This window comes from Bartonella sp. AC70YNML (genome assembly GCF_042196545.1).
Taxonomy (GTDB): domain Bacteria; phylum Pseudomonadota; class Alphaproteobacteria; order Rhizobiales; family Rhizobiaceae; genus Bartonella.
This window is the reverse complement of sequence record NZ_JBHIQK010000030.1, coordinates 1-3657: the sequence shown is the minus strand read 5'-3', so window position 1 is coordinate 3657 and position 3657 is coordinate 1. Positions and strand designations below refer to the sequence as shown.

General features: G+C 34.7%; 1 protein-coding gene and 1 pseudogene. Both read right to left on the bottom strand.

Going from position 1 to position 3657, the window contains the following annotated elements:
- Nucleotides 1–2279: pseudogene (locus tag ACFIMU_RS08505) on the bottom strand (autotransporter outer membrane beta-barrel domain-containing protein); the annotation flags it as partial.
- A 953-nt stretch (nucleotides 2280–3232) separates the two neighbouring features.
- Nucleotides 3233–3382 (bottom strand): hypothetical protein, encoded by a 150-nt coding sequence (locus tag ACFIMU_RS08500; RefSeq protein WP_375607570.1) that lies wholly within the window; start codon nucleotides 3380–3382, stop codon nucleotides 3233–3235.
- Nucleotides 3383–3657 lie beyond the last annotated feature (275 nt).

Below are 3657 nucleotides of genomic sequence, written 5' to 3'. Positions count from 1 at the left end.
TTATCGAGATTAAGCACAGAAACATCAGAACGAGATCTTTGAGCGATATCAAGCAGATTGCCATCATCATCTTTTTCGTTTTTGCTGATTTTCAACGTCCATGTTGTATCGTTTTTCAGATCAAAGCGTGTTTGCCCATTTTCGTCATTTCTTACACCGCCTTGTAAGACAGAATGATCTGCGGTTAAAGTAAACATTCCAACAGGCTTTGTCTTCTGCTTTATGTTTTTGAATAACGTATCTGCAAGGATTTTTGAATTTTTGAGATTAATTTTCCCCATTGATTCCTCGGTATATATTCCAATACCATTTTCAACGATCAGATTTGTATTGGTCAAATTAACTTCACCGTTTTGCCAATCTTGTGGAGTACGACTACTTAGGCCCTTTAAATTATTTTGAGACAAATCTGCAAATAACGTATTTTTAGTCAAATCTGGAAAATTGTTAACCAAATCTGAAAAATTGTTAGTCAAATCTGCAAAATTCACCCCAGCAACCCCTGCTGTTGCAGAAGTATTTGCGAGATCAATATGTCCATTGCTCTCTACCGATAGTGCAACTATTGTTGCATCTATTTTGTTTTTAGCGTCATTGACCATCTTAATCGTGCTATTCTTGGATGCGACAAGTCCAAAATCAACTTTTCCAATCGTTGTTTTTCCGTTTAATTCAATGGCGCTATTTTCAGTAGCAAATGCACCTGAGCCAGGCAGTTTGAAGATTTCCTCATCGATTTCAATAATTATTTTACGTCCTTTTATCGTTAATTCTTCGCTTGTGATTTTTCCTCCGCTCCGTGCATTAAGACCTGTGGGAATATTCGTAATTGTTGTTTTTCCGTTTAATTCAATGACGCTGTTTGGGCCCTCAGCTAATGCGCCTGTAGCTGAATCTTCGCCATTTTTTGTGAGTACAACATCTTTAACATTAATATATCCACCCAAAATTGCATATAATGAATTATTACTCCCAGTAACAGTTCCTCCTGTCATGAAAATTTTTGATTGCTCACCAATGGCATTCAGCGCATTATACTCAGATGAAATGATTTTCGCACCATTGTTTAAAGTAATGCTACTGCCGTTTTGAGCAATTATTGCTTCTCTTTTTGCCTCAAAAGATCCGCCGGTAATTGTTATTTGAGATTTGTTATCTGCTAAGATGCTGTTTTTTGCTTTCGTGACGGTTACATTATTTAAAGTGACAATACTTCCTTTGTCAGCACTTATTCCTTTATCCATAAGAAAGTCATCATTTCCGCTTGATATTTTCACATCTTTCAGCGTGTTTTCTTTGCTGGTGGTGTTAAGAAATGATGCACCTACTGCTTTGTCTCCTGTGACCTCAATCGATCCTCCGGTCATTTTGATTGTCGCATCATCACTTTCGGCTTTAACACCGATCGAAGCATTTTTAATTGTTGTGTTACCATTTAATTCAATAGTGCTGTGACCTCTTGCAAACGCACCGAATCTTGTTCCTTTACCATCTGCTGTGAGTACAACATCTTTAACATTAATATATCCACCAGCTTTTGTGTATAATACACTATTGCTCCCAGTAACAGCTCCCCCTGTCATAAAAATTTTTGATTGCTCATCAATGGCATTGAGCCCATCACCGTTAAGTGATGTGATTTTTGCCTTATTGTTTAAAGTAATGATACTACCGTTTCGAGCATTGATTGCTGTTTCTTTTGCCTCAAAAGATCCACCGATAACTGTTATTTGAGTTTGGTTATCTGCAAAGATGCTGTTTTTTGCTTTTTTAACAGTTATATTTTTCAAAGTGAGTTTACTTTTTTTTTCAGCTCTTATTGCGTTATAGGGTTCGCTGTTTTCACTTGTTATTGTGACATTTTCCATATTTCCGTTACCAGCATTTAGCTGAATAGCGGTTTTATCAACGTTGATAGAACCTCCTGTCATTTTGAATGTAGCGTTGTCCGATATATTAACGCCGTATTCATAGGAAGATTTAGTTCCAAGTGGAGCACCAATGATGGTATTGTCCGATAATTCAATCAAACTATCGGATCCTTTAACGGTGACAACGGTTGTAACAGATGGTGGTGTTGGAGAGGTACTCCCCAGCTTTAAATTCTTGCCGATGATTTTTCCACCCGTTTCTGCCCAAATATTATCGTAGCTTTCTTTAGAGACTTCCATTTTTTTTCCATCAGAAACTTTAAGTTCTTCCGCTTGTGTTTTGTGGTAGGTCCCAAATAATAGAATTGCTGCAATTGCTGTATACGATAAAAGAGACTTTTTAGACATTTATGTTCTCCTCACTTAAATTAAGCTACAAATATTTTTCCTGTTTTCCATATCTCCACTTGTTATAAGAAGAACAAACAATATAAGAAAATAAATAATGGTCTATAAAAAACATTCTTCCTGATCACTATTTTATAATTTACTTATAGTCAAATTAAAAAACATAATAATTAATGTATATATTTACATTTAAGTCATATTATATTTATAGTTTTATTTATTACGTATTAAATATATAATTAAAAATATTAAAAATGATATTTAAGGACAATATTATAAGCAAATGATCGTTGTTTGTTTGTACTTTTTTAAGGGTATCACAGTACTGTCATATATTTTGATGCATTAAGGAGAATAAAGGGGGGACAGCATCGTTGGGAACAGCCGTCAGCAAAAATTAGAAAAGTTTATTTAATTTTAGATCTGAGGTGTTTTATACTGGATGTAATGTGTTTTATAAATATGCTAAAGAGCACTGATTGATGCTTTTATAAATCTTAGTTTCTTCTTGAGTATTTTGATAAAGTGGTTGATGTCTTTGTTTTTTTGGTGTATTTAATTAAGTTATCTGCGTAAAGAAATATTTTGCAGTATGTTTCCTGTGTAAAGAGGAAAATAATAGTAGCTTGTGCTTTTTATCTACTTACGACAGTAAAACTTTACATTTTCTTTTTGCTTTGAGAAAAAGGGGGAGGGGATTTTATGAAGTAAGCGCGATTTATCAATAAACATATATGATTTATCAATAAATACATATAAGGTGTTTTTTCTGAAAGTTTTACTTTCACTTGGAGATGAAGCGCTTTGCGACATTTTTGTTTATGAGAGATAAATGCCATTCGATATCTAAGACAGCGTAAGGGGCAGATTTCTCAAAATCACTGAATTTATTCTCACCCTTAAGCATAACCACCCGCTTTAGTGCATATTTTCATTCTTTTGCGCAAAGACTGCTACACGCATTTCACGCTCCCCAATTCCAGCAAATTGGCAAGACCTTCCACAGCTTTCTTTTCAGGATTATAACGAAAGCGCTTTTTTGCCTGTGTACGAGCAGCTACTTCAATCTGGTATGCATCAAAAACAATACCTAGCTTTGTCAATCAATAAATCTTGATGGAGATGATCTTGGGAGGATAAAAAACAAAAGCTATTCGAACGATCTTTTTATGAAAGGGTGTCAAGAATAAAAAAAGGCAGCGTATTGTGCTGCCTTTTTTGATGAAGTGTACAGAAATAACAATATACCTGTTGTTATAAAGTTTTGCCTCAAAACTGATAGCGTATTCCTCCTGAAAAATTTGCACCACTTATACCAGTTTTCTGAAGCTTTTGTTGATAGCTTACATCACCATGAAGGGAGAAATTGTGAGACAGT